This is a genomic window from Spirillospora sp. CA-142024, from assembly GCF_050942325.1.
GTDB lineage: Bacteria > Actinomycetota > Actinomycetes > Streptosporangiales > Streptosporangiaceae > Spirillospora.
This window is the reverse complement of the sequence record NZ_CP192077.1, coordinates 399,184-416,709: the sequence shown is the minus strand read 5'-3', so window position 1 is coordinate 416,709 and position 17,526 is coordinate 399,184. Positions and strand designations below refer to the sequence as shown.

Annotated in this window: 23 protein-coding genes; 11 read left to right on the top strand and 12 right to left on the bottom strand. The window is 69.4% G+C overall.

Translation table 11 applies throughout. From position 1 onward, the window contains the following. Positions 1-17: 17 nt before the first annotated feature. On the bottom strand, positions 18-536 hold the full coding sequence (locus ACQPZP_RS02140) for a hypothetical protein (RefSeq protein WP_433475929.1): 519 nt from the start codon (positions 534-536) through the stop codon (positions 18-20). 176 nt (positions 537-712) lie between these two features. Then, on the bottom strand, positions 713-1,489 hold the full coding sequence (locus ACQPZP_RS02135; RefSeq protein ID WP_433475928.1) for a helix-turn-helix domain-containing protein: 777 nt from the start codon (positions 1,487-1,489) through the stop codon (positions 713-715). 87 nt (positions 1,490-1,576) lie between these two features. On the opposite strand from ACQPZP_RS02135, the gene ACQPZP_RS02130 reads away from it, so the two are divergent. After that, on the top strand, positions 1,577-1,969 hold the full coding sequence (locus tag ACQPZP_RS02130; RefSeq protein ID WP_433475927.1) for a nuclear transport factor 2 family protein: 393 nt from the start codon (positions 1,577-1,579) through the stop codon (positions 1,967-1,969). Positions 1,970-2,018: 49 nt separating this feature from the next. Here ACQPZP_RS02130 and ACQPZP_RS02125 read toward each other — a convergent pair whose 3' ends face one another. The 9 genes from ACQPZP_RS02125 to ACQPZP_RS02085 form a co-directional block, all read right to left on the bottom strand. After that, complete coding sequence (locus ACQPZP_RS02125; RefSeq protein ID WP_433475926.1) at positions 2,019-2,465, bottom strand: lamin tail domain-containing protein; 447 nt, start codon at positions 2,463-2,465, stop codon at positions 2,019-2,021. A gap of 160 nt (positions 2,466-2,625) precedes the next feature. After that, complete coding sequence (locus tag ACQPZP_RS02120) at positions 2,626-3,402, bottom strand: SDR family NAD(P)-dependent oxidoreductase (RefSeq protein ID WP_433475925.1); 777 nt, start codon at positions 3,400-3,402, stop codon at positions 2,626-2,628. Next, the gene (locus ACQPZP_RS02115) at positions 3,399-4,532 is read right to left on the bottom strand and encodes a serine hydrolase domain-containing protein (protein ID WP_433475924.1); all 1,134 of its coding nucleotides are present in this window, start codon (positions 4,530-4,532) and stop codon (positions 3,399-3,401) included. The genes ACQPZP_RS02120 and ACQPZP_RS02115 overlap by 4 nt, the downstream gene beginning before the upstream one ends. A gap of 230 nt (positions 4,533-4,762) precedes the next feature. After that, a complete protein-coding gene (locus tag ACQPZP_RS02110) occupies positions 4,763-5,311 on the bottom strand; it encodes a hypothetical protein (RefSeq protein ID WP_433475923.1) in 549 nt (182 codons plus the stop codon). A gap of 209 nt (positions 5,312-5,520) precedes the next feature. Next, complete coding sequence (locus ACQPZP_RS02105; RefSeq protein WP_433475922.1) at positions 5,521-6,288, bottom strand: ATP-binding protein; 768 nt, start codon at positions 6,286-6,288, stop codon at positions 5,521-5,523. Between the two features lie 343 nt (positions 6,289-6,631). After that, positions 6,632-6,829, bottom strand: a complete 198-nt coding sequence (locus ACQPZP_RS02100) for a DUF397 domain-containing protein (RefSeq protein WP_433475921.1) — start codon at positions 6,827-6,829, stop codon at positions 6,632-6,634. A gap of 5 nt (positions 6,830-6,834) precedes the next feature. Next, positions 6,835-7,677, bottom strand: coding sequence for a helix-turn-helix domain-containing protein (locus tag ACQPZP_RS02095; protein WP_433475920.1), 843 nt, complete (start codon positions 7,675-7,677; stop codon positions 6,835-6,837). Positions 7,678-7,752: 75 nt separating this feature from the next. After that, positions 7,753-7,968, bottom strand: a complete 216-nt coding sequence (locus ACQPZP_RS02090; RefSeq protein WP_433475919.1) for a DUF397 domain-containing protein — start codon at positions 7,966-7,968, stop codon at positions 7,753-7,755. Continuing rightward, the gene (locus ACQPZP_RS02085) at positions 7,965-8,795 is read right to left on the bottom strand and encodes an SAM-dependent methyltransferase (protein ID WP_433475918.1); all 831 of its coding nucleotides are present in this window, start codon (positions 8,793-8,795) and stop codon (positions 7,965-7,967) included. The genes ACQPZP_RS02090 and ACQPZP_RS02085 overlap by 4 nt, the downstream gene beginning before the upstream one ends. A gap of 136 nt (positions 8,796-8,931) precedes the next feature. Here ACQPZP_RS02085 and ACQPZP_RS02080 point away from each other — a divergent pair, with 136 nt between their 5' ends. The 10 genes from ACQPZP_RS02080 to ACQPZP_RS02035 all read left to right on the top strand — a co-directional run bounded on the left by ACQPZP_RS02080 (position 8,932) and on the right by ACQPZP_RS02035 (position 17,048). Further along, positions 8,932-9,759, top strand: coding sequence for an MBL fold metallo-hydrolase (locus ACQPZP_RS02080; protein WP_433475917.1), 828 nt, complete (start codon positions 8,932-8,934; stop codon positions 9,757-9,759). A gap of 63 nt (positions 9,760-9,822) precedes the next feature. Next, positions 9,823-10,176 carry a PRC-barrel domain-containing protein gene (locus ACQPZP_RS02075; protein WP_433475916.1) on the top strand — a complete coding sequence of 118 codons (354 nt, stop codon included), beginning with the start codon at positions 9,823-9,825 and terminating at the stop codon, positions 10,174-10,176. A 400-nt stretch (positions 10,177-10,576) separates the two neighbouring features. Beyond that, positions 10,577-11,086, top strand: coding sequence for a GNAT family N-acetyltransferase (locus ACQPZP_RS02070; protein ID WP_433475915.1), 510 nt, complete (start codon positions 10,577-10,579; stop codon positions 11,084-11,086). 69 nt (positions 11,087-11,155) lie between these two features. Then, the gene (locus ACQPZP_RS02065; protein ID WP_433475914.1) at positions 11,156-11,755 is read left to right on the top strand and encodes a sulfite oxidase-like oxidoreductase; all 600 of its coding nucleotides are present in this window, start codon (positions 11,156-11,158) and stop codon (positions 11,753-11,755) included. Next, positions 11,725-12,435, top strand: coding sequence for a ferredoxin reductase (locus ACQPZP_RS02060; protein WP_433475913.1), 711 nt, complete (start codon positions 11,725-11,727; stop codon positions 12,433-12,435). The genes ACQPZP_RS02065 and ACQPZP_RS02060 overlap by 31 nt, the downstream gene beginning before the upstream one ends. Before the next feature lie 12 nt (positions 12,436-12,447). Then, the gene (locus ACQPZP_RS02055; protein WP_433475912.1) at positions 12,448-12,750 is read left to right on the top strand and encodes a DUF6510 family protein; all 303 of its coding nucleotides are present in this window, start codon (positions 12,448-12,450) and stop codon (positions 12,748-12,750) included. 94 nt (positions 12,751-12,844) lie between these two features. Then, positions 12,845-14,533 carry a serine/threonine-protein kinase gene (locus ACQPZP_RS02050; RefSeq protein WP_433475911.1) on the top strand — a complete coding sequence of 563 codons (1,689 nt, stop codon included), beginning with the start codon at positions 12,845-12,847 and terminating at the stop codon, positions 14,531-14,533. Between the two features lie 88 nt (positions 14,534-14,621). Then, on the top strand, positions 14,622-15,446 hold the full coding sequence (locus tag ACQPZP_RS02045) for an NAD(P)H-binding protein (RefSeq protein ID WP_433475910.1): 825 nt from the start codon (positions 14,622-14,624) through the stop codon (positions 15,444-15,446). A gap of 145 nt (positions 15,447-15,591) precedes the next feature. Beyond that, complete coding sequence (locus ACQPZP_RS02040; RefSeq protein WP_433475909.1) at positions 15,592-16,449, top strand: metalloregulator ArsR/SmtB family transcription factor; 858 nt, start codon at positions 15,592-15,594, stop codon at positions 16,447-16,449. After that, the gene (locus ACQPZP_RS02035) at positions 16,446-17,048 is read left to right on the top strand and encodes a dihydrofolate reductase family protein (protein WP_433475908.1); all 603 of its coding nucleotides are present in this window, start codon (positions 16,446-16,448) and stop codon (positions 17,046-17,048) included. Before ACQPZP_RS02040 ends, ACQPZP_RS02035 begins: the two co-directional genes overlap by 4 nt. Before the next feature lie 129 nt (positions 17,049-17,177). Here the strand turns inward: ACQPZP_RS02035 and ACQPZP_RS02030 are convergent, their stop codons facing one another. Continuing rightward, positions 17,178-17,378 (bottom strand): hypothetical protein, encoded by a 201-nt coding sequence (locus ACQPZP_RS02030; RefSeq protein WP_433475907.1) that lies wholly within the window; start codon positions 17,376-17,378, stop codon positions 17,178-17,180. Positions 17,379-17,526 lie beyond the last annotated feature (148 nt).

Sequence of the window (17,526 nt, the reverse complement as noted above, 5' to 3'; positions counted from 1 at the left end):
TGCGCCGTTCCGGTGGCCTACGCCTGGTGGCGGGTCACCGTTCCGGCGTCAGTGCGCAGTCGAGCGTTGCCCTCCGGCACACCGTGCGTGGTGATGTCGCCGCCCTTGAGGCGGACGTTGATCCTGAGGTCGAGGGGAATCCTGAGGGTGACCGTCAGGTGGCCTTCGACCTTGGCCGGAGCCGGGGTAGCGCCTCCGATGTCGACTCGGCCACCATCGAGCGTCACCGGTCCGTTGACGACGGCGGCGGCGATGCTGCCCTGGTCGGCTGAGAGATTGAAGTCGCCGTGCACGTTCATGCCCGCCGGGAGCCCACCGGAGCGGGTCACCACCGGGAAGAGCCCCAGTTCGAGTTCGTTCATGAACGGCATCAGCTCTGCACGGTCGGCCTCGGTCTCGAACTCGCTGCCGATGGCCTCGATGTGGGCTTCGAGCCCTTCGCGGCCCTCTTCGGCGTAGACGACGACGTTGATGGCCTGGCCAAGCACCATGAGCTGGTCGATGTCGTCGAGTTCTGCGGTGAGGCGGCGTTCCATGGCGCGCTCCTTAGGAATCTAGTTTTCGCGTCTGTTCATGCCGACGTGCGACACATAGGAGACCGTCCAGGCGACTCCCCTGTCCGCAAAGCCGCAGACAGCGACCTGCCACGCACTCTGTCCACGTCCCTGCCCAACCCTGATCCGCTCGGCCTTCTCCGCCCCGGCCACCTTGATCAGGGAGTGCCGCCGGACGCCGTGAAGTAGGCGGCGCTCTCGGCGTCGGCCGGGTAGTACGACTCGATCGCCACCTCGTCCAGGGTGATGTCCATGGGGGTTCCGAACGTGGTGATGGTCGAGAACAGCCGCAGTTCCCGTCCGCCGACGCGAATGATCATCGGGATCGCGACGTCGGACTCGATCGAGCGGTCCGCCGCGTCCTCCGATCCGGGCGCCAGCAGTTCCTCGTAGAGCGCCGTGAGCTCGGGGTCGGGCGCGGTGGCGAGCTGGCGCGTGATCCGGGAGCGGAACATCGCACGCACGTCCGCCAGGTTGACGACCAGGGAGGCGAGCCCGCGCGGGTCCAGCCCCAGGCGCACAAGGTTCGGCCGCGGCCGCAGCAGGTCCGGGTCGACGTCCGCGAAGAACGGGTCGACGGCGCGATTGGTCATCAGGATGTTCCATCGGCGGTCGAAGACCAGCGCGGGGTACGGCTCGTGCGCCTGGAGCACCCGCTCGACCGCGCCGCGGGCTGCCGACAGCGCGTCGCCGTCGAGCGGGCGCTCGGGATACCGGGGCGCGAAGCCGGCGGCGAGCAGCAGCCGGTTGCGATCACGCAGCGGCACGTCGAGCTGGTCTGCCAGCCGGAGGACCATGTCGGCGCTCGGGTTGGACCTGCCGGTCTCGACCAGGCTGACGTGACGGGCCGACACGTCGGCGGCGATCGCCAGATCGAGCTGGCTGAGTCGGCGGCGGTGCCGCCACTCCCTCAGCATCTCCCCGACCGTGTTCACGATCATCGAGGGTACTCATCGTGGCGCCGGACGCCATGACATGCCATTTCATCGACAACCATCGCGACCGCGGAAACACTGCGACCCATGACCGAAGACAACAAGGACATCGTCCAACGGGCACTGGCGGAGCTGATCGGGGCGGGCGGCGTCGACGCGATCGAGCCGTACCTGAGCGACGACTTCGTCCATCACAGGCCCGACTCGACCTCGTCGACCAAGGAGGAATGGCTCGCCGCCGTGCGCGCGGCGCTCGGCCCGCTCGCCGGAATGCGGGTGGACGTCCGGCATGTGCTCGGCGACGCTGATCACGTGGTGGTGCACTCGCAGCGCCGGCTGCCGAGCGGCGGACCGGAGATCGCGGTCGTCGACATCGTGCGGGTGGCCGAGGACGGGCTGATCGCGGAGGCGTGGGAGATCATCGAGCCGGTGGACCAGGCGGCCGCCAACCTGCGCTGGTGGGAACCCGCCGGCCGCTGACCGGCCGGTGGACCTGCCCGGCCCGCGCGGCCGGGCAGGTCGTCGCCGGTCAGCAGTACTTCGAGGAACCCGTCCGACCCCACGAGCACTTGTCAGCCACCCGGCCGCTCGCGTAGAGCAGGTAAGCGGTGTCGCCGGTGTTGTTCCAGACGTACCACTTCTTGCCCCAATAACGGTGCGTCGCGGTGCTGGAGCCCCCGCCGGTGTGAACGTAGACCGACTTACGGCCCTTCAAGGTGAAGGAGCCGAAAGTGAATGTGTATCCGGTCTTGTCGCGGAGCTTGACGCCCTTCAAGTTCTTCGACGATCTCGACGTGTTGAAAAGCTGCACCCATTCGGCGTTCAGCGATTTGTTCGAGCCCGTGTCGCTGCCGGGCGAGTTGTAGTACACCCGGTAGATCTGGACCGGGCTCGCGGCCTCGGCGGGCGTCGCCACCAGCACTCCGGCTCCCGCCGCCGCGATCGCGGCGGCCCCCGTGACGAGAAGCTTCTTCACCCCTGTGGATCCCTCCTGGTCGAGCGGATCCCTAGATGTACCGGTATTCACTGATCAATAGAGGTTTCTGGCCATGTTTGGGCTCGACGCCAACCGGGGGCCGGGACCACGCGTCCAACTATCCGCGTTTGCCCAGGTCATCCGGGAAAACACGGGGTCGTCAGAGCTCCTCGGGGTCGCGGCCGACCGCGTGGCGCCCACCGTCCACCGGGACCACGACCCCGTTGACGAAACTCGCCTCGTCCGAGAGCAGATAGGCGACGGCGGCGGCCACCTCGTCCGGACGCCCGACGCGGCCCAGCGGGTGAAGCAATCGCATTTCCTTCTCTATTCGCGCCGCCTCTTCCCGGGGCTGGTTTTCGAGAAAGGTCTCGTACCGGTCGGTGGTGATCGAGCCGAGCGCGACGACATTCGTCCGTATGCCGTGCGGGCCGTAATCGACGGCCAGTGCGCGGCTCAGCCCCTCGACCGCGGCCTTCGCCGTCGCATAGGGCAGCGAGCCGCGCACCGGACGCTGCGCCTGATGGGACGAGACATTGACGATGGCGCCACCCGTTCCGGCGTCCAGGAAACGGCGGACCGCGGTCACACAACCGACCACGGCCGGATCGAAGTTCAGCGCGACCAGATCCAGAAGCTCACGGGCGGACGGGTTCACGACGTCCCGGAAAACGGCCGCGTTGTTGACCCAGCCGACGAGATCTCCCGCCTCCTGCGCCGCATCGGCCGCACGCTCGGCGACGCTCTCATCGGCGGCGCTTCCGGCGACCGCGGTTATGTCCGGGTGGTCATGCGTCCATTCGAGAACGGCCGGGTCGAGTTCGATCACGACGACGCGTCCGCCGTCCGCCGCCAGGCGCTCGACCACCGACCGCCCGATCCCCCGTCCGCCTCCGGTCACGACATACGACTTCCTCACCCGCACATCATGAATCATCTGCCGCACAGGGCCATGGGGAGGGCATCGTCCATGGCGTCGTCCAGGGTCGGCCCGCCGCCCGGGTTGAGGTTGACCATGACGGTGGCCTGCCTTCCGTCCATGGTCGCTCCCGTGCGGGCGCTGAAACCGATCATGTCGCCGTCGTGCCCCCAGAATCCGTCGCCGCAGGCGGGCAGATCCTTGGCGGGGAGCCTCTCCAGCCCCAAGCCGTACTTGGATCCCGACGCGCGTCCCGTCGGACGGGCCCGCAGCATTTCCCGCAGTTGCGCCGGCCTCAGCAGGCGTCCGCGCAGCAGCGCCCCCAGAAAGCGATTGAGGTCCGAGGCGCTGGAGATCATTCCGCCCGCGGCGCCGCCGACGGTCGGGTTGAGACGGGTGACGTCCACCAGATCGGACTCCGGCCGCACGTATCCCCGCGGGTGCGGCCCGGGAATGCCGGGCGCGTCGCTCGGCACGAAGGTGTCGTGCAGCCCGAGGGGAACGAGCACCCGCCGCCGGATCTCCTGCCCGTAGGGACGCCCGGTCACCCGCTCGATGATCATTCCGGCCACCAGGTAGTTGGTGTTGGAATAGCCCCAGCCTTCGCCCGGGGTGAACTCCCGGGGATGCGGAAGGGCGATGTCCACCAGGTCACGCGCCTCCCAGTGCCGGAGCGGGTCCTTGAGGACGTCCATCGGAGTCAGGTAGTCCAGAACGTCCGGCAGCCCGCTGGTGTGCTGGAGCAACTGGCGGACGGTGATCTCCCGCCCGTCGTTGTCGGCCCCGCGCACCACCCCCGGCAGGTACCGCTCCACCGGGGCGTCCAGCCGGATCCGCCCCTCGCCGACGAGTTGGAGCACCACGGTGGCGGTGAACGGCTTGGTCAGGCTGCCGATCCGGAACCGGCTGCGCGGATCGACCGGCGCCCCCGTCCGAATGTCGGCGACGCCACCGGTCGCCACCCGCCGGCCGTACCGATCGTCGACCTCCGCGAGCGCCCCTGGCGCCCCGTCCGGCCCGGTGAGCCGCTCCACCACCGCCCGCAGCCCACCATGCCCGGCCGCCTCCGCCGGGCCGGCCGCACCCGTCCCCGCCAAGGCCAGAACCGTGGCCACCGCACACCAGAGCGCCGCACTTCTCATGATCATGGACCGAACGATAGGAACCGGCGCACCGACCGCACATCCACCGTGCTAGCCATACGCCCCCTCACCCCCAAAGGTGAGCCACCCGGTACAAGAAGGTGGGGCCCGGCATGCGCCGGGCCCCTGTGTCGGCGCGCCTGGATACGGCACGCATCCCATGGCCTCACGACCGAATGGGTGGGTTGTTCAGGAACCAGCACCGGCCGGTTCACCGGCCGGCTCGCATCGCTGGTCTAGATCTTGCTGGAGACGATCTTGAAGCTGATGACCGTCTTGATCTTGTCGGGCACACCCGAGGTGAAGCCCTGGTAGAGCATCTCTCGGGTCGCTCCGCCGGGGGCGTCCATCCTCGAAGCCCGCCCCGGGATCGTCTCTTTGCGGGACGAGCCCGAGTTGGTGGACCGGTCGTTGTAGAACCTGATCCCCTTGTCCTCGGGCACGTCCTTGTCCAGGTCCTCGGTCACGTAGACGGCGAACACGTAGGCCTCGAACGCTTCGCCCGCCCTGCTGAGCCGGTTGGGTTCCACGGAGGAGTACACGACAGCCTTCATCCCGGAGCATTCCGGGATGGCCGAGACCACTGCGCGGCACCGCTCCGTGGCCTTCAGCTTCGTGTCGAGGTGCACCGTCTCCGCGAAGGTCTTCGGCCCATCCTCGGTCACGTAGTTGACGATCGCGAAGTACTCGGTCGTGTGGGTGGCCACCGCGGCTGCGACCACGGCTTCCACCACGCCTGCCGCCTCGGCTTCCACCGAGCGCCGGCAGGGAGTTTCGTTTGACATGATCCGTCCTTTGACTTTGCTTCGTCCGCGCATGCGACGCGGGAGCCCTGTGGAGAGGGCTCGCAAAGGACAGTCCTCCCTCACCGAGACCCGGCAAGCTCACGGCCCGGCCGTCCGGATGTGGACGAAGGAAACGGCCGTCTCGTCAGCGGCTGAGCGCGGCGTCGCGTGGCCCGCCCCCCCGACGGGCCACGCGACGCCGGCGGGAGTCAGCCGGCTCCTGGGTCGTCCATCGACTCGCACAGCTGGACGAGTTGCTCGCACGCCTCGGTGATGTCGCTGATCGGGAGGCGGCCGGCCTCCGCGGAGCGGACGCGCCAGCGGAACGTCGCCGCCTCGCACCAGACGGTCACGTCGCCGCGACCGGACAGGACGGTCATGCCGAGCTCGTCCTTGGGCGTGAGGTGGATGACGCCTCGCTGGACGAGCAGCGCGTGCAGGTCCTTGGTGGCGTGGGGGCCGTCCACGCGCCAGACGTGGCGGCGCCGCACGGTGTGCGGGAGCGGCAGGGCGAACCAGGTCGCCTTGCCCGGGACGGCGGGCGCCGCCAGCCGGGACCGGGACGCGTGGTGCCCCCACCGTCCCTTGGTCAGCAGTTCGATGATCTCCAGCCCGCGGCCGTGTTCGAGCATCGGGCCGGCCTTGTCCGGGCGGTGCCGCCAGGTGCGGAGGGTGTCGAACGCCTTGACGACCAGCTCGTCCCGCCCGTGGCCGTCCGTGCGCTGGTAGACCCAGAGTTCGGCGCTGGGGCCGCCTTCGCAGGGCGTGGCGTGCTGCAGGACGTTGGTGGCCAGCTCGCTGACCATGAGCGTGATGTCGTCGGAGTCCTGAATGGAGAGCCCGAGCGCGGGGAGCAGTCCTTTGACGTGGGCGCGCGCGACCTTCGCGATGGAGTCGTCGGCGGGCAGGGGCAGGGCCGCGCAGCCGCCGTTCTCCAGCCTCCAGGGAATCCCGCACATCGTCGCGGCCTTCGTCATGGCGCCCACCCTCGGGGGTTGCGGAGACATTCGCGATTCAGACATTCGCGACATGAAACTCGATGGTTCGCGACTCGCTATGTGTGAATCACAGATCAAAGCTTCGCACATTTCTGGCCTCTCGGCGCACGACATCGCAAGGATCATGCGTTCACAGCTGAGACGTTCACCGAGGCACCCGAATGCGTACAAACTTCATCCACCCGGGGTACCGAAAACGTGTACCGGCGGACACGGGACCGCCCCGAGGGCGGCGCTGTAGCGTGGACGGCGCCTGAGAGAGGGCCGCACACATGAAGATCCCCCAGGGGTGCAGCCCTGGGGGATCCTGTGTGCGGCCCGGTCAGCGGTCGTACCGGCCCGCCCGCACATCGTCGAGGAACGAGGCGAAGACGGACCGGGCGACGACGTGCGCCCCGGCCTCCGGTGTCCTGCTGTCGCGCAGCCCGGTCGCGGTGCCGAGGTCGGCGACCTCGACACAGCCCCCGTTGCTGCTCGCACTGGCGGTGGCCTTGAACCACCGTGCCTGAGAGAGGTCCATACGTCCTACTCCAGTGTCGCGATGAGTTTCTCCAGGTGGTCCGCGGTGTCGGCGGGGCTCAGCGCCGCCTGGCGGATCTGTTCGAAGATCGCGTCATACGCCTCCACTTTTCCGGGGGTGTCGATTTCCTGGATGTCCGCGTCGTTCTCCAGGAAGACCATGGACGGCTCGCCGGCGGGGAACCGGAAGATGTTGACCAGCGTCGACATGCCCGGATGCAGGCCGTCCGACAGGCGCAGCAGCCGCAGCTCGACGTTCGGGCGCGCGGCCATGGTCAGCATGTGCCGGTACTGGGCGCGGCGGTCCCCGGGGTCGCCCCACTCGTACATCAGGGACGCCTCGGTGATCAGCGCGGTGAGCTCCGGCGCCGTCCCGTCGTCACGGTCCAGGATCTGCTGGCGCCGCAGCCGGGCCCGCAGCGCCTGTTCCCGCCACTCGGGCGACTTCGTCCCGGACGACAGCAGCGCCTGCATGTACGGCAGGGTCTGCAGCAGGCCGGGCAGTACCAGCGGCATGACCACCCGGATGCTCGACGCGTCCCCCTCGTAACCGGGGAACTCGTTGTGGAAGACATCCGGGTAGTCGCGCCACCAGGCCCGCTTCCGGGCGCGCGTCGCCAGCTCCTCCAGTTCCCCGAGGTCGCTGCCCTCGTAGATGCGCGCCAGATCGCGGATGTCACTGAGCTCGGGACGGACCCAGTTGTTGGCCTCGAACCGGCCGACCTTGCCCCGTCCCCAGTTCAGCCGGTCGCAGACCTGGTTGGCCGTGTATCCCGCCTCGACGCGCAGGTCCCGCAGCCGGCGCGCCAGCCCCCGCTTGGCAATGGTGGCCCCGTACGCCTCGCTCATCGGAGCCACCTCCCTTGACATACGGCCGGCATCAGCATACGCCTTCCGAATTTGTGAATCACAGATCTGGCCGGATCAGGATGCCGCCTGGTCGAACTCGCCCTTCTTCACGCCGTCCAGGAAGCAGGCCCACTCGTGCTCGTCGAACACCGAGATCAGATCTCCGGACGTGCGCAGCAGTGTCCACTCGCCGACGAACGCGACCTCGATGCCGCCCTCGTCCGTCTGAGAGCGCTTCCAGTCGATGGCGTCGGGGTCGACGCCCAGTTCTTCGATGGTCGGTTTCCTCATGCCTTCTTCCTCCCAACAGCGCAGTAACCCCAGCGCGATCCATCACTATCGGCGGCGTCAGGATCGTCGGCGCCCCACTGCCCAACGTAGGAGAGTTCCGCCGGTGCCCCCTCATACGCCGGGACGATCTCCAGCCCGGTGAAGAAACGGTCGATCGCCGCGCGGGTCCGGACACGGACGGCACCGGTGGACGACTTGGAGTACACGGCCTGCACCGTGTCCACCGCCTTGTCGGGCTGGCGCTCGCTCGTGATGGAGGACAGCGCCAGATAACTGCCCGGCGCCAGCCGGCTCATGTAGCGCCCGACGACCCCCCACGGGTCGTCCTCGTCCGGCACGAAGTGGGTCACCGCCACCAGCAGCAGCCCCGCCGGCTTCGAGAAGTCGATCAGCGCCATGGCCTCCTCCTGCCCGAGCAGCCCCTCGGGATCGCGGAAGTCCGCCGTGATGAACGCCGTTCCGGACGACCCCGCCAGCAGGGTCTTCGCGTGCGCCGCCACCATCGGATCGTTGTCGGCGTACAGGACCCGCGCGTCGGGCGCGACCGCCTGCGCCGCTTCATGCGTGTTGTTCCGCGTCGGGAGGCCCGCGCCGATGTCGATGAACTGCCGGATGCCCTGCTCGGCCAGCCAGCGCACCGAGCGCTGCAGGAAGCCGCGGTTCGCCCAGGCGGCGTCCTCCAGGTCGGGCATGCTCGCCCTGACCGTCTCCGCGGCCTTGCGGTCGATCTCGTAGTTCTCCGTGCCGCCGAGGATGTAGTCGTACATCCGGGCCGGACTGGGGCGGGTGATGTCCACCCCCGGCGGAGCCTGCTCGATGTCGCTCACCGTTTCGCCTCCATTGCCGCAACTTGTGATGCACGAATTATGAAGCAACGCCCGCCGCCCACGCGATGCCCCCGGCCTGCACATTCATGGTTCGGCGGGCGCTGGCGGGGCATTGCCGGAACGAAGGGGGCAGACCATGAAAACCGCACCAGAACTCGCGCTACGCCAGGTCACGCTGCAATTCATCGGGAATGCAACGACGTTGCTGCGCTGCGGGCCTTTCACTCTGCTGACCGACCCCAACTTCCTGCACCGCGGGCAGCGCGCCTATCTCGGGCACGGGCTGACGTCCCGGCGGCTGACCGAGCCCGCCCTTCAGGTCGGCGACCTTCCGCGGCTGGACGCCGTCGTCCTGTCCCACCTGCACGGCGACCATTGGGACCGGGTCGCCCGCGCGAAACTCGACCGGGGCCTGCCGATCATCACCACACCGCACGCGGCCCGCCGCCTCCAGGGCTGGCACCGCTTCCGGCATGCGATCGGCCTGCGCACCTGGGAGTCGCACACCATGGTCAAGGACGGGGCGGTCCTGCGCATCAGGTCCATGCCGGGGCGGCACGCGCCCGGCCCCGCACGGCTGCTGCTGCCTCCGGTCATGGGCAGCCTTCTGGAGTTCGGCCCCGCCACCGGGGACGTGCAGTTCCGCCTCTACATCACGGGCGACACCCTGATGTTCGACGGCATCCAGCAGATCGCCCGCCGCTACCGCGACATTGACCTCGCCGTCCTCCATCTGGGCGGCACCAAGCTGCCCGGCGGGCTCCTCGTCACGATGGACGCCGGCCAAGGAGCCGACCTCATCGAGACGATCCGTCCGGCGAACACGGTCCCGGTCCACTACGACGACTACACCGTCTTCACTTCGCCCTTGGAAGACTTCCGCCGCGAACTGGAACGCCGTGGCCTGTCCGACCAGGCCACGTATGTCGCCCCGGGCCAGACCCACACCTTCACACCGACGTAGGCCGTGCATATGCGGCGTGAGCTGGGTAAATGCAATGGTGAACCTACGGCGGTTGGACAGGACATGTTCGAAATCGAGGACATCCGGGACTGGCGGGGCCGGAACGTGATCGACGAGTCCGGGAGCAAGATCGGCGAGCTTGAGGCCATCTACGTCGACACCTACACCGACCTCCCGTCCTTCGCCACGATCAAGGTCGGCCTGCCGACCCGGCAGCGGCTGGTCTTCGCGCCTCTGGCCGGCTCGACGATCGGCCCGGAGTACCTCCGTGTCGCGCACACGAAGAGACAGGTCAAGGACGCGCCCGCGATCGACACCGACGGCGAGCTGTTCGCCGAGGCCGAATCCGAGGTGTTCGCCCACTACGACCTCCCCTACGAGGCCGGCCCGAACGAGCGCCGCCTGGCCCGCCGCTGACCTCCCGGTCAGGCCGCGGACGCCGGTCTCTCGGCCAGACCGTGATCGGCCTTGGAAGTTGCCCAAGATCGCGAACCGCGAACGGTCCATTCGTGTGTGCGACCGTCCCGGTCGCCCCAACCGAAAGGAACACCGACATGGTTCTGCGCTACGGCAAGGAGCCGGAGCCCGGTCCGGCGCCCCAGCCCGAAGGCCCCATCCTGGACCAGCCCCCCCGGGGCCCGGGCCGGGTGAGCCTGGCGGTGCTGTTCTAGCCGCCGGCCGCACCGAACTCAACCCTGATTCGGGGATCCGCCTGGCGGGTTCCTGATCGACCGGTCCCGGCGGGGTGTGGTTCTGAACCACATCCCGTCGGGACGCCTTTGTTTGGAGCCGGGGCATCGTGGATCACACTGTGATCATGACGGTGGTGGAGACCGAGCGGCTGATCCTGCGCCCGCTCACCGGTGACGACTTCGACGACTACGCGGCGATGATGGCCGATCCGCAGGTCGCGGGCGGGCTGGCCGAGCCCGTCGGACGATCGCCGGCCGACGCCTGGCGGAGCCTGGCGCTGTTCATCGGGCACCGGGAGATCCGCGGCTACTCGCACTGGGCGGTGGTCGAACGGGCGACGGGACGGTTCGCCGGACGGGCGGGTCCCTGGCGGCCGCACGGGTTCCCGGGCCTCGGGGTCGGCTGGTGCCTGGCCCGCGAGCACTGGGGCAAGGGCTACGCCACCGAGGCCGCTCGCGCCGCCGTCGCCTACTGCTTCACCGAACTCGACGCCGAAGAGATCATTTCCGTCATCCGTCCTGGCAATGAGCGCTCGGTGTCGGTCGCCGAGCGCATCGGCCACCGACTGCTCCGCGAGATCGACTACAAGGGCGGACCAGCACTCCTCTACGGACAACAACGCCCCTGCCCCTGACACCCGACGTGGGCCCCGCGACCGCGTGACGGAAGATGGAAGGGGAGCACGATACGAGAGGAGGCCGTGATGGGGATCGTCTCGCCCGGGTTCCACGGCCGGCGGCGTGAGTCCGCCGTCGAGCTGCCACCCGGCCAGTACCTGACCGAGGACTTCCCGGTCCTGTCGGCCGGCCCGACTCCGCGGGTACCGACGGACGACTGGGAGTTCACCGTCACCACCGAGACCGGGCGCGAGCACCGGTGGTCCTGGCGCGAGCTGCTGGAACTGCCGTCCGACACACCGCACGTGGACATCCACTGCGTTACCAAGTGGTCCAAGCTCGGCACGGACTGGCAGGGGGCCTCGCTGGACGTCCTCCTGGCCGACGTGGAGACCGCGGCCGATTTCGCACTCGTGTCCTCCTACGGCGGATACACCACCAACCTGCCGCTTGAGGATCTGCTGGACGGGCAGGCCTGGATCGTCTACCGCTACGACGGCGACGATCTCGCGCCGGAGCACGGGGGCCCGGCGCGGCTGCTGGTGCCGCACCTCTACCTCTGGAAGTCGGCGAAGTGGGTGCGCGGCATCGACCTGCTCACCCAGGACGAGCCCGGCTTCTGGGAGACCGCCGGCTACCACGACTACGGGGACCCATGGCGAGAACAGCGCTACCAGGGCGACTGACATGGCGGGTCGCACGGCTCACCGAAGCTCGCCGGGAGACCGGGACCGCCCGCACGCTCGTCTTCGACGTGCCGGACTGGCCGGGGCATCTGGCCGGTCAGCACGTCGACGTGCGGCTGACCGCCGGCGACGGCTACAGCGCGCAGCGCAGCTACTCCCTCTCCGCACCCGGCCGGGTCGAGCTGACCGTGCAGCGGGCTCCGGACGGTGAGGTCTCCCCCTATCTCACCGACGTGCTCGGCCCCGGCGACCCGGTCGAGATCCGCGGCCCGGTCGGCGGCTGGTTCGTCTGGCGTCCCGATGCGGGACGGGCGGTCCTGCTGATCGCGGGCGGTTCCGGCATCGCGCCGCTGATGGCGATGATCCGCGCCCGCCGCCTTTCCGGGAGCGACGTCCCGTTCCGCCTGGTGTACTCCACGCGCACACCCGCCGACGTGTTCTACGCCGACGAGCTACAGCACCCCGACCCGGGCGTGGACGTCACCCACATCTACACCCGCAAGGTCCCCGACGGCTGTCCGCGCCCACCCGGCCGGCTGACCCCCGCCGACCTGGAGGGCGTCTCCACGGACGTCGACTGCTTCATCTGCGGTCCGACGGGATTCGTGGAGGCGGCCGCCGACCTGCTGCTCGCCCGCGACCACGACCCGCGCCGCATCAAGACCGAACGGTTCGGCTGACCGGAGGCTGACATGACCGTGCGCTCTGGAGACCACGACCACCTCGACGGCAACGCCCTCGCGGGCCCGCTGAGCGAGGTCTTCGCCGTGGACGTCACGGCGGCCACCGGCCGCTGCGTCAACTGCGGCCGGACCGGCCCGGTCGCCGCCCTGCGGGTCTACGACCGCGCCCCCGGCCTGGTCGCCCGCTGCCCCGGCTGCGACCACGTCGTGCTGCGCCTCGTCCGCACCCCGGACGCCGCCTATCTCGACCTGACCGGCACGGTCTCCCTGCACATCCGGCTCCCGCCCGCCGCAGGCGAGCCGGGAACGTAGCGCGACTGCGTCCGAAGACGCAGATCCGGACGATCACCCTCGCTAGGCTCTCGCCAAACAGACACCATTGTTTGACAGACCTGAGGCAGGTGGGATGTCCGGCGCAGGACTCAGAGCGCTCAGGGCCGGTGACCCGGCACGGGTCGGGCCGTACCGGCTGCTGGCACGGCTGGGGGCCGGCGGGATGGGGCAGGTCTACCTGGGCCGCTCCCAGGGCCGCCGGCTGGTCGCGGTCAAGGTCGTCCACCCGCATTTCGCGGACAACGCGGTGTTCCGCCGCCGGTTCACGAAGGAGGTCGCGGCCGCCCGGCGCATCGGGGGCTTCTACACGGCGCGCGTGATAGACGCCGACACCGACGCGGACCCGCCGTGGCTGGCGACGGAGTACATCGCCGGCCCCTCGTTGCAGGACGCCGTCGACGAGAACGGCGCGCTGCCCGAAGTGTCGGTGGCGGCGCTCGGTGCGGGGCTCGCCGAAGGGCTGCGGGCGGTCCACGACCAGAACGTGATCCACCGTGACCTCAAGCCGGGGAACGTCCTGCTGGCCCAGGACGGCCCGCGGATCATCGACTTCGGCATCGCCCGCGCGATGGACGCCCCGTCCCAGAGCATGTCCCTCGTGGGCACGCCCGGGTACATGTCGCCCGAACAGTACGTGGGCGGCTCCATCGAACCGGCCAGTGACATGTTCTGCCTGGCCGCCGTGCTGGCCTTCGCGGCGACCGGCCGCCACCCCTTCGGGGAAGGGCCGCCCGATGCCCTCGGCTACCGCGTCCGCCACGAGGACCCGGACCTGACCGGCGTCCCGGCGTCATTGCTGCCCCTGATCGCGGCCGGCCTGGAGAAGGACCCGGACGACCGTCCGCCGGCCGGGGAGTTCCTGGACCGCTGCTCCGCGCTGACCGTGGACGAGGGCATGTCCCTGCCGAAGAAGGTCAGCCGGATGATCGCGACCCGGGTGGCCGAGACCGAGGTCTTCGCGAAGGAGGCCGACACGGGCGGGCGGCAGGCGCCCCCGCCGCAGAACCCGCCCCCGCCGCAAGACCCGCCACGGCCGCGACCGGCGCCCGCACAGGCGCGGCCTCCGCAACCGCGTCCCCAGCCCAAGCCGGGCGTCGCGGTCGCGGTCGGGGTCGTGGGCATCGTGCTGATCGCCCTGCTCATCGCCCTCACCGACAAGAGCGGCTCCAAGGGGGTGAACGCCGCCAATGCCACGTCGACCCCGACCGAGACGCCGTCAACGAGCGAGACGACCGGCCTCACGAGCGACGACCCGAGCACTCCGAGCCCGACCCCGACCCCGGACCCGACGTATGAGGCGTTCGACGCGATCTCGCCCGGTGACTGCCTGGACGCGTACGAGGACCCCTACGACTCCTCCGAATGGAGCGAGGACGAACCCAACGCGGTCTCCTGCGGCGGCGGCAACGCCTACGTGAAGGTGACCGCGGTTGAGGAGGACGCCAGTTCGTGCGACTCCGAGGCGCTCGACGGAGAGTCGTGGTGGCGGTCCCCCACGTACGACGGGGACACGATCTATCTCTGCCTGCGCCGGGAGTTCAAGGAGGGCGAGTGCTTCCTGGGCAAGAAGGGCAGCGAGGAGGGCAAGGTGGCCATCACCGGGCACGGCCTCATGACCTCGTGGGGATGCAACAAGAACACGGTCCCGAGGGAGTTCGACTACATCCTCCAGTTCACCGGCTACTACGAGAGCCAATGCCCCAGCGACTCGAAGAGGTGGGACGACTTCCGCCTGGGCGTCCTGTGCGCCCGGGTCGTCTAGCGGATCCCCGCGCGCTAGTGGAATGAAGCGTTCCGTTCTGTTAGAGTGAGAGCAGAACGTTCCGTTCCGCATAGTTAGGGGTTCGATCATGACCTTCCTCGTCGCAGGTGCCACCGGTACCGTCGGCCGTTTCGTCGTCGCGGAGCTCCGCGCGGCAGGGCGGCCGGTTCGCGCCCTGACCAGGAATCCCGCCAAGGCCGCATTCCCCGAGGGTGTCGAGGTCGTCGCGGGCGACCTCGCCGACCTCGACTCACTGGCCGGTGTCTTCGACGGCATCGAGGCCGCACACCTGATCAACTTCGCGGGCGACGACTACACGCCCCTGCCCAACGGTGCCGGTCTGGTGAAGCTGGCCGCCGAGGCGGGCGTACGGCGGGTCACGGTGCTCGGCGGGCGCGCGGACGGTGAGCTGGAGGAGGCTCTGGCCGCCACCGACATCGAGTGGACGCTGCTCGAGCCGGTCGAGTTCATGTCCAACACGCTGCGCTGGTGGGCACAGACGATCAAGGCCGAGGGCGTCATCAAGGAGCCGTTCGGCGACCGGCTGAGCGCGCTGGTGCACGAGCGCGACATCGCCGCCGTGGCCGCCACGGTGCTGGTCGAGGGCGGGCATGGCGGCGAGACCCTCACCATCACCGGCCCTGAGGCGATCATGCTCAAGGACAAGGTCGCGATCCTGAGCGCGGCCATCGGCGCGGACATAGGGTTCGTGGAGCTGACCGTGGACCAGGCGCGCGCCAAGTGGCGCAGCGATGGCATGGGCGAGGAGACCATCGAGTTCCTCGTCAACGCGCTGGGGAACACGCCAGAGGCCGGCTACACCGTGGTCCCGACCGTCAAGGAGATCACCGGCCGCGACGCGCGCAGCTTCGCCCAGTGGTCCGCGGAGAACGCCGACGCCTTCCGCTCCTGATCGGTAACCACGGGGGAAGGCGGCGGGACGGGCGCGCGGCGTCCGTCCCGCCGCCTTTCGCCTCCCCACCCCCTTGATCAACCCCCAGTCCGTCACGAGAAGTATTCCTTGACACGAATATTCTTGGTAGTGAATACTTCTCTGCATGGACGCACTCCTCAGCGCACTGGCCGATCCGGCCCGGTGGCGGCTCGTGAGCCTGTTGGCCGAGCGGCCCCGCTCGGTCGGCGTCCTCGCCCGGCTCGCCGGGGCACGGCAGCCGCAGACGACCAAGCACCTGCAGACCCTTGAGCGCGCCGGCGTCGTCACGTCCCAGCGCACCGGCCAGCGCCGCATCTACGCGCTCCAGCCCGGTCCCCTGCGGGACCTGGCCGCCGCACTCGGCCGGCTCGCCGACACCGCGGACCAGCTCGGCGGCTCGCGCGAGACCTACGACCGCTACGGGCTCAGCCTCCAGGCGGAACGGCTCGCGGCGGAGGAGCCGGGGTGGGCCGACGGCCGCTCGTTCGGGTTCCGCCGGTCGCTGGACGGACGCCCCGAGGCGGTGTGGCGCCACCTGACCGAGGCGTCCCTGCTCGCCCGATGGTGGACGCCCGACGACCTCCGCGTCTCCGAGCTCGTCTTCGAGGCGCGACCGGGCGGGCGGGTCGTCCTGGAGTACCGCGATGCCGAGGACTCCGACGGCTCCGACCTGGTCGCCGGACGCGCCGAGGGAGTCGTCGATGACGTGCGCCCCGGCGAGCGCCTCGCCTACCGGAGCTCACCGCTGCTTCCCGATGGCGGCCGCGCTTTCACCGCCCACGTGGACCTCGTCCTCCGGCCCACCGACACCGGAACCGACCTCGACGCCCGCTACCGGATCACCGGCAGCACCGTCGACTCCGCGGACTTCATCGCGGGCATCGAGATCGGCTTCGGCCAGAGCCTCGACAAGCTCGCGGCGAACCTCGCCGCGTTCTCCGACAGCACCGAGCACGACATCGACACAGGGAGCACGAAATGACCGAGCAGACCGGCGGCCGCAGGGTCGTCACCAACATGAGCCTTTCCCTCGACGGCCACTACGCCGGGCCGGACGACCCTCAGGACATGAGCTGGGTGATGCCGTACGCCATCACCGACGTCGCCCGCGACCACCTGGCCGGCCTCTGGGAGACGGCGACGACCGCCCTGCTCGGACGGGTCAACGCCGAGGGCTTCCTCGGTTTCTGGCCCACCGTGATCGGCATGGAGGGTGCCGACCCGCGCGACGAGGGCTTCGCGAAATGGCTCGTCGACAGCGACAAGGTGGTCCTTTCCTCCACCCTCGGCGAGGCGCCGTGGGAGCGGACGACGATCGTCGACAAGCCGACCACCGAGGCGGTCGCCGACCTCAAGGCGACCGCCGGCGGCGACATCCTCGTGCTCTCCAGCGCGAGTGTCATCAAGGCGCTGCTGGCGGCCGACCAGGTCGACCGGCTTGCGCTCAACATCTTCCCGGTCTTCCTCGGCGGCGGCCCGCGCCTCTTCGACGACGGCCTGCCCGCCGGGAAGTGGACGCTCGTCAGCCAGGCCGCGGGCGAGCACGGAACGCTGGCCCTCGTCTACGACCGAGTCCGCTGAACAGTCCGATCAGCGCCACAAGGTTTCGGGACGAGAACGGCCGCGGCCGCCGGGGCGTAGGGACGGTGTCCGTCCGGCCACCCCGGCGACCGCGGCCGCGATGTTGTGAAGAGCCGCGGCTCCTGCGGATCAGTAGCGCTTCCGCATACCGAAGTACGTACCGCGCTCTTGATGTACGACATTGAAGCTTCCCGGGTTCTCGGGATCTTCAGTCCGGATCTCCAGCCGTCCGTCAGGGGTGACCGTCAGGTTGCTGTCGTCGTGCGACTCGACCTGCCAGTCACCATCAGAGTCCTGGCGACTGATCACCCACGGTTCATCATGAGCCATGAGTCGTTCCTCTCACTTGGTTGCGTCCGGCCGTGATCGACCGGGCGGCCTTCGCCATGAACTGTCCGGCGCTGAAAGTGTTGTCAAGAACGTTCACAAGGGGTGACACGGCCCGCAGTCGGCGTCTCAGCCGGAACCACGGCCGCGG

Excerpts from the sequence above, each read along its gene's own strand:
- ACQPZP_RS02140 (WP_433475929.1), bottom strand. The coding sequence starts at position 536 with ATGGAACGCCGCCTCACCGCAGAACTCGACGACATCGACCAGCTCATG.
- ACQPZP_RS02130 (WP_433475927.1), top strand. The coding sequence starts at position 1,577 with ATGACCGAAGACAACAAGGACATCGTCCAACGGGCACTGGCGGAGCTG.
- ACQPZP_RS02120 (WP_433475925.1), bottom strand. The coding sequence starts at position 3,402 with ATGATTCATGATGTGCGGGTGAGGAAGTCGTATGTCGTGACCGGAGGC.
- ACQPZP_RS02115 (WP_433475924.1), bottom strand. The coding sequence starts at position 4,532 with ATGATCATGAGAAGTGCGGCGCTCTGGTGTGCGGTGGCCACGGTTCTG.
- ACQPZP_RS02110 (WP_433475923.1), bottom strand. The coding sequence starts at position 5,311 with ATGTCAAACGAAACTCCCTGCCGGCGCTCGGTGGAAGCCGAGGCGGCA.
- ACQPZP_RS02105 (WP_433475922.1), bottom strand. The coding sequence starts at position 6,288 with ATGACGAAGGCCGCGACGATGTGCGGGATTCCCTGGAGGCTGGAGAAC.
- ACQPZP_RS02100 (WP_433475921.1), bottom strand. The coding sequence starts at position 6,829 with ATGGACCTCTCTCAGGCACGGTGGTTCAAGGCCACCGCCAGTGCGAGC.
- ACQPZP_RS02095 (WP_433475920.1), bottom strand. The coding sequence starts at position 7,677 with ATGAGCGAGGCGTACGGGGCCACCATTGCCAAGCGGGGGCTGGCGCGC.
- ACQPZP_RS02090 (WP_433475919.1), bottom strand. The coding sequence starts at position 7,968 with ATGAGGAAACCGACCATCGAAGAACTGGGCGTCGACCCCGACGCCATC.
- ACQPZP_RS02080 (WP_433475917.1), top strand. The coding sequence starts at position 8,932 with ATGAAAACCGCACCAGAACTCGCGCTACGCCAGGTCACGCTGCAATTC.
- ACQPZP_RS02075 (WP_433475916.1), top strand. The coding sequence starts at position 9,823 with ATGTTCGAAATCGAGGACATCCGGGACTGGCGGGGCCGGAACGTGATC.
- ACQPZP_RS02070 (WP_433475915.1), top strand. The coding sequence starts at position 10,577 with ATGACGGTGGTGGAGACCGAGCGGCTGATCCTGCGCCCGCTCACCGGT.
- ACQPZP_RS02065 (WP_433475914.1), top strand. The coding sequence starts at position 11,156 with ATGGGGATCGTCTCGCCCGGGTTCCACGGCCGGCGGCGTGAGTCCGCC.
- ACQPZP_RS02060 (WP_433475913.1), top strand. The coding sequence starts at position 11,725 with ATGGCGAGAACAGCGCTACCAGGGCGACTGACATGGCGGGTCGCACGG.
- ACQPZP_RS02055 (WP_433475912.1), top strand. The coding sequence starts at position 12,448 with ATGACCGTGCGCTCTGGAGACCACGACCACCTCGACGGCAACGCCCTC.
- ACQPZP_RS02050 (WP_433475911.1), top strand. The coding sequence starts at position 12,845 with ATGTCCGGCGCAGGACTCAGAGCGCTCAGGGCCGGTGACCCGGCACGG.
- ACQPZP_RS02045 (WP_433475910.1), top strand. The coding sequence starts at position 14,622 with ATGACCTTCCTCGTCGCAGGTGCCACCGGTACCGTCGGCCGTTTCGTC.
- ACQPZP_RS02040 (WP_433475909.1), top strand. The coding sequence starts at position 15,592 with ATGGACGCACTCCTCAGCGCACTGGCCGATCCGGCCCGGTGGCGGCTC.
- ACQPZP_RS02035 (WP_433475908.1), top strand. The coding sequence starts at position 16,446 with ATGACCGAGCAGACCGGCGGCCGCAGGGTCGTCACCAACATGAGCCTT.
- ACQPZP_RS02030 (WP_433475907.1), bottom strand. The coding sequence starts at position 17,378 with ATGGCTCATGATGAACCGTGGGTGATCAGTCGCCAGGACTCTGATGGT.